Source organism: bacterium (assembly GCA_035281585.1).
GTDB lineage: Bacteria > UBA10199 > UBA10199 > DSSB01 > DSSB01 > DATEDP01.
On record DATEDP010000028.1, the window covers coordinates 1 to 6,299 of the forward strand.

Sequence of the window (6,299 nt, forward strand, 5' to 3'; positions counted from 1 at the left end):
TTCCTCGACAGCGACCGGGTCAACTTCCAGAAGGAAGGCTACGCCAAGGAAGAGTTGCTCGCGGGCCTCGCTCAAGTTTTGCCGAAGAACGTGTGGCAGTACGTCGTTCAGATCCCGCGGATGGCCGAACTGGGACGCCGCTTCGTTCTCCAGGGCGGAACCCAATACAACTTGGCCGCGGTCAAGGCCCAGGTCGATTATATCAAGGAGAGGGTGCCTGACGCCGAGGTCCTGGTTCATCCCCATACCGGCGAGGCCGGCGCGATCGGCGCCGCGATGGAAACCCGCCGGGTCGTCCAGCGCCGCGGTTACTCGACCTTCATCGGCCTCGATCCGGCGATCGGTCTCCAATTCACCGCCCGCAACGACGAGTCGACCGTCTGCCATTTCTGCCCCAACAATTGCAGCCGGACCTTCATCGACACCGTGACGCCATCCGGCGACACCAGCCGCTACATCTCGGGCTTCAGCTGCGAGAAGGGCACGGTCGAATCGAAGGAAGCGATGGTCGAGCTCAGCAAGAAGCGCAACGAGCTCAAGAAGCAGTATCCCAACCTCGTCGACTTCGAGGCCCATGTCCTCTTCAATAGCCACGAGTATGAGGCGCTGCCGGCCGACAAAACCGAGATCGAGGACATCGCGGTCAAGAAGACCCTGATGGGCAACATCAAGCGGGTCCCGATCAAGCGCGGCTTCATCCGCTCCTCGGCCGAGGCGGCCGAGCGCCGCCGGGGGCTGCGGGTCGGCATTCCGCGGGTGCTCAACATCTACAGCAGCGCCCCGATTTGGAAGACCTACTTCGAATGCCTGGGCCTGATGCCCAACAACATCGTCTTCTCCGATTTCAGCGGCGAGGAGATGTGGGCCGAGGGCGGGAAGTACGGCTCGATCGACCCCTGCTATCCCTCCAAGGTCTCGCAGGCCCATATCCATAATTTGCTCTTCCACAAGCACAAGCCGGAGAAGCCCCTCAACTACATCTTCTTCCCGATCCTGACCCACATCCCCTCGGGCCTGAAGAACGTCATGGACGACGCCTGCTGCCCGATCGTGGCCGGCGCGCCCGAGGTCATGAAGGCGGCCTTCACCAAGGAGAACAACTTCTTCGCCGAGCGCGGGATCACTTACCTCGATCCGGCGCTGACCCTGAACGAGAAGCTCCTCTTCAAGAAGCAGATGTTCAACGCTTTCGGCGAGCTCCTCGGCATCACCGAGGACGAGAACGACTGGGCGGTGGAGCAGGGCTGGAAGGCCTTGAGCCGCCTCGACCAGACGCTCCAGGCCAAGGGCCGGGCCATCCTCGACGATGCCGAAGAGAAGAACAAGATGGTCCTGCTGCTGCTCGGGCGGCCTTATCACGTCGATCCCGGCCTCAATCACGACGTGCTCGAGGAATTCCAGGCCCGCGGCTATCCGGTGCTCTCGATGCGCTCGCTGCCCCGCGATCCCGAATACCTGGCCAAGCTCTTCAAGACCGACGTCGCTGCCGGCCGCGACCCGCTCGACATCACCGACGTTTGGCCCGAGAACTACAGCGCCAACAGCGCCCAGAAGGTCTGGGCCGCCAAGTTCGCCGGCCGCCATCCCAATATCGCGGTCCTCGATCTCTCCAGCTTCAAGTGCGGCCACGATGCGCCGACCTACGGCATCATCGACAAGATCATCGGCACCAGCAACACGCCGTATTCGGCCCTGCACGACATCGACGCCAACAAGCCCGGCGGCTCGATCAAGATCCGGGTCAAGACTTACGCCCACTCCCTGAGCCTCCGCGAGGAAGCGCTCGAGGACTTGGCGAAAAAGAAGGAAGAACTGCGTCGGCGCCTCGAAGAGAAGCGCGCCGAGCTCATGAAATTGCAATCCCCAAAGGAGGCGAACTATGCCGAAGCCGTCTAACCAACCTTGGTACAATCAATTCGTCCCGATCTCGGCGGTCGAAGCCGAGCTCGAGCGTTTCGAGCAGGAAGAGCGCGAGCGCCTGGGCCTGGCCGAGGCCCCCAAGCAGAAACAATGGACGGACAACGTCAACCGCGCCTTCTACGCCGACCAGCGGGCCCACACCACGGTCTTGGTTTCGGGCCTCACCATGGCCCACGACCTCTTCGTCCAAGCCGGGCTCGAAGGCCTGGGTTACCAGATCAAGGCCTTGGATTGCCCCGACAACGAGGCTCTCCAGCTCGGCAAGGAGTACGGCAACCGCGGCCAGTGCAATCCGACTTATTTCACCGTCGGCAACTTGGTGAAGCACCTGGTCAACCTTCGCGACAAGGAAGGTTGGAAGACCGAGGACATCATCAACAAGCACGTCTTCCTCACCGCCGGCGGCTGCGGTCCCTGCCGCTTCGGCATGTACGTCACCGAGTACCGCAAGGCCTTGCGCGACGCCGGCTTCGAGGGCTTCCGGGTCATGCTCTTCGAGCCCAACGGCGGCATGCACCAGGCCACCGGCCAAGAGGTCGGGCTCAAGATGGACAAGGACTTCTTCCTCACCTTGGGCAAGGCGATCTTCGTCGGCGATGCGCTCAACGCCATCACCTATCGAATTCGGCCCTATGAAGTGGAGAAAGGCGCCACCGACAAGGCGGTCGCCCAATGCCGCGAGATCATCATGGCCGCGCTCAAGGCCAAGAAGGGCCTGCTCAAGAGCCTCTGGAAGTGCCGCAAGATCCTGCAGGCGGTGAAAGTCGATAAGACCCTGGTGAAGCCCAAGGTCAGCATCATCGGCGAGTTTTGGGCGATGACCACCGAAGGCGAGGGCAACTACCGGCTGCAGCGCTTCCTCGAGGAAGAGGGCGCCGAGGTCGAGATCCAGCTCATCGCCGGCTGGATCCTCTATAACGTTTGGCAATCGCGGGTCGACACTCGGAGCCGCATGGTGCTCAAGGGCATGGACGAGGGAACCCGCAAGGGACTCAAGACCACTCAAGTCACCAAGAAGTTCCTGACCCTCTGGGTCGCCGAGAAGGCCGTGCGCCTCACCTTCAAGACTTTCGCCTTCTGTTTGGGCTTGAAGAACTACAAGCTGCCCGACATGGAAGAGAACGCCAAAGTCGCCGCCGATCACTACAACACCGAGCTCCGCGGCGGCGAAGGCCACATGGAAGTCGGCAAGCTGATTCAGAACGTCCTCCACAAGAAGGCCCATATGACGATCTCGGTGAAACCCTTCGGCTGCATGCCCTCGAGCGGCGTCTCCGACGGCGTCCAATCGATCATCACCGAGAAGTATCCCGAGGCCATCTTCCTCCCGATCGAGACCACCGGCGACGGCGCGGTCAACGTCTACAGCCGCATTCAGATGATGCTCTTCAAGGCCAAGCGGGCGGCCGAGGACGAGTACAACCAGGTGCTGAATCAGAAGCACCTGACCGTCGAGCAGCTGAAGCAAAGGCTCTCCAAGAAGCCGAAATTCCAGCAGGCCACCCATTATAGTCCCCATGTGGTGGCAGGGACGGCGGCCAACCTGCTCTGTGAAGTGGCTTAAAAATCGGAAACCGTACAGATATCAAGAGCCCCGGCCCCTCGGCCGGGGCTTTTTTGTGGCAATAAGCCTTTTCAGTCCCCCCTTCGAGGGTTTATAAATTAGGGGCAAACCCAAGCCAGGAGCGCCCGTGAGCCGTCGTCGCCAGAAAATCCGCGAAGAATTTCTCGAATATTTTAGATACCGCACCGGCAGAATCGTTCATGGGCGAAATCCGCCGCCGGCAAGCACCCCTTCCGAAGACAATGCCCGGGCCGGTTCCGCCATCCGCGGCAGCGTTTCCGTCGGCAGCGCCGCCGGCTCCGTTTCGGCCGGTTTCATTCACGACCAGCCCGAGATTCGCCTCATCGTTCGCGACGCCCGCGGCCAGTTTTGGTCGCTGACGGTCCAACCCAACGTTCCGGACTTCGGTCCGGGCGGCGTGATGCCCCAGGATTTTCCGCTGGACCCCAAGCTCCTCGGGATGTTGCTGGGCGAGGAAGGCGCGGTGGCCCATTCTTCTTCGGCGACCGGGCCTTTAAACCAGCCGCCGGCGAACGCTCCGGCCCAACCCGGCTCGGCGACCGCTCAAGCCGCTCAGCAAAATTCGCCCCTGTGGGTCCGCATTCCTCAGGGTCAAGCCGGCGCGGAGCTTTTGCAGACCATCGCCCGCTTGGTTTCGCCGAGCGGCCAGCTTTCCCAAGACGGCTTGAAAGCCCTGCTCAATAGCCCTCAGTTCCAGGCGCTTTTCCAGGGCGCCCAATTGACCCAAGGGGCCAGCCAGATGCTTTCGCTCAACATGCTGGTCGGCGTCTTGATTCCCCCCAGCCTGCTGACGGCCAATCCCGAGATGGCCAAGGCCTTGTTGGTGGCCCAGGGATTGCCGGCCGGTTTGATCCAGAGCATTCCCGACCGGGCCATCGCCGGTGCGCTTCAAGCCCTGCTCCAAACCAGCCAAACCGCCGGCCAGAACCCGTTGCACTTCCTGCAAGCCGTGGCCAGCGCTTTGACTCTGGCCGGCACGCCGGTGCAAGAAGTCCAAAACCTCCTGATGCAACTTTTGGATGCGGCCAAGCGCCAAGGCATCGCGATGCCCGGCGGCAAGGAGATCACGCCCGACATGTTGAAGGCGCTGGCGGCCAAGATGATGGCCAGCAACAACCCCCAGCTGCTCGGCCTCAACCAGATGGTGCAGGAAAATTTCGGCTCCGGATTGGCTCAGATTTTCAACTCCTTCATCCGGGTCTTCTTGGGCGGCGCCATGATGCAGAGCCAGCAGCTCTGGCCCCAAGCGGTGCCCAACGAGCGGATGCTGGCCGAGTTGGGCGGCCTCTTCGGCGCTTTGGGCAAGAATACCGAGCGCAAGGAAGAAAAACGCCGCTCCCGCAAGCAGGCTCGCAAGGAGCTGCGCATCGACGATCCGGCCTATCAACGGGTCGAGCGCAAGGACGACATCGCCGACGAATCGCAGCAAGAAGGCGGCGAGCTGGAAGCCGAGGCCGAGTTCGAGGAAGAGGATTTGGTCGTCGAGACCGCCGAGATGGAGTCCATCTTCATCAAGGTCGACGAGTCTTAAGCCTTATAAGTCTTGCTCGAAAGATCGAGCATAACCCGTCATTTCCAAATAACCTTTTGACTTCACCGGCCGAGAGCCGCGGTGGCCGCTGATTTCCACGCTGCCTTCCCAGTAGGTCACCTGGGTGCTCTTGCGGGTATCCAGCTCCTGATCGGGAAAGGCGGCGCGGGCTTTCAGGTCGAGGCCCAGCTTGGGCACCTGAATCCGCCATTCCAAGGGATAGTTCCCGCCGGAGCGGGGACTTCGCCAAAAACCGCCGGCCTCGACGCGAAGATCCCCGGCTGCCAGGCTTTGCCAATGGCCCTGGCTCTGGAAAAATCCGCCATAGAGAAAATCCTTTGCCGGATCCCGCCGGTCGCGGAGGCGGTAGACCATCAGGGCTTCGCCCTGGCCCAGCGGCAGCCCCATCCAATCCCAGCCGCTTTGCTCGGGACCGAGCTGGCCGGAGCCGAATTCGTGATCCATCCAGGCCTGGCCGTGGACCGGAATCTCGCGACTGCCTTTCTTGAGCGTTCCGCTCACCGCCAAGCCGGGGAGAGAGTAGTAATAGCTGGCCTTGCCCGGCTCCCGGGATTTCGGCGAGTAGCCACCCTGACCCTGGAGCCAGGCCGAGTCGGGCAGCTTCATGCTCAGGTCGAGGCTCCATTCGCCTTTTTCGCCCCGGATCCGGGTTTGGTCGCCGGCGGTCTCGGCCGAGAAGCCGGGTAGCCAGACGCGAAAACTCTCGGTTTCGGCGCCGGCCAGGCCGAAAGCGGCTCGGGCCGCCCCTTCTTCAAAGTGGAAGCGCTTTTCGTCGAGCTCGCTGACCGCGAGGTGGCCGAGAAAAATTTGCTCGGCTCGCCACGGGCTTGCCGAAGGCCGGCTCTCTCCGGCCGGCGGCCGCAAGCCGCTGCGAAAGACCGTCCATTGGAAGCCGTAGGTTTTTCCCCCGCCGTCTTGCAGATGGCCGGTGAAATACCACCACTCGGTCTTGAATTCGGGATGGGCGCCGTGGTCCCGGGGAAATTGGAAACTCCGGCCCGGCGTCACGGCGGCGAAGTCGGCCGCTTGGGCTATGTTACTGAACAGCGCAAAGAAAATTAGAAGCCAGTAGCAAGGGGCTTTAGCCCCGCTTCCTCTGTCATTCCTCATAACGCAGCGCCTCGCTCGGCTGAATCCGGCTCAGCCAATGAATCGGGACCGCCGTGGCCAAAGCGCCGACCCCCAAGGTCAAGCCCAGGCCGATCAGCAGGATCCAGGGATTCCAATGAAAGGGAATGGTCC

Annotated in this window: 4 protein-coding genes; 3 read left to right on the forward strand and 1 reads right to left on the reverse strand. The window is 62.0% G+C overall.

Features of this window, described 5'->3' with window-relative positions; all coding sequences use genetic code 11:
• The 3 genes from VJR29_01885 to VJR29_01895 all read left to right on the forward strand — a co-directional run.
• Nucleotides 1-1,896: acyl-CoA dehydratase activase-related protein (locus VJR29_01885; protein ID HKY62144.1), on the forward strand; the 1,896-nt coding region annotated here is incomplete at its 5' end.
• Nucleotides 1,880-3,484, forward strand: coding sequence for a 2-hydroxyglutaryl-CoA dehydratase (locus VJR29_01890; protein HKY62145.1), 1,605 nt, complete (start codon nucleotides 1,880-1,882; stop codon nucleotides 3,482-3,484). The genes VJR29_01885 and VJR29_01890, both read left to right, overlap by 17 nt.
• A 127-nt stretch (nucleotides 3,485-3,611) precedes the next feature.
• On the forward strand, nucleotides 3,612-5,036 hold the full coding sequence (locus tag VJR29_01895; protein ID HKY62146.1) for a hypothetical protein: 1,425 nt from the start codon (nucleotides 3,612-3,614) through the stop codon (nucleotides 5,034-5,036).
• 3 nt (nucleotides 5,037-5,039) lie between these two features.
• Here VJR29_01895 and VJR29_01900 read toward each other — a convergent pair whose 3' ends face one another.
• Nucleotides 5,040-6,167, reverse strand: a complete 1,128-nt coding sequence (locus VJR29_01900; GenBank protein ID HKY62147.1) for a lipocalin-like domain-containing protein — start codon at nucleotides 6,165-6,167, stop codon at nucleotides 5,040-5,042.
• Nucleotides 6,168-6,299: the final 132 nt, after the last annotated feature.

Coding starts and splice junctions, on each gene's coding strand:
- VJR29_01890 (HKY62145.1), top strand. CDS start 1,880: ATGCCGAAGCCGTCTAACCAACCTTGGTACAATCAATTCGTCCCGATC.
- VJR29_01900 (HKY62147.1), bottom strand. CDS start 6,167: ATGAGGAATGACAGAGGAAGCGGGGCTAAAGCCCCTTGCTACTGGCTT.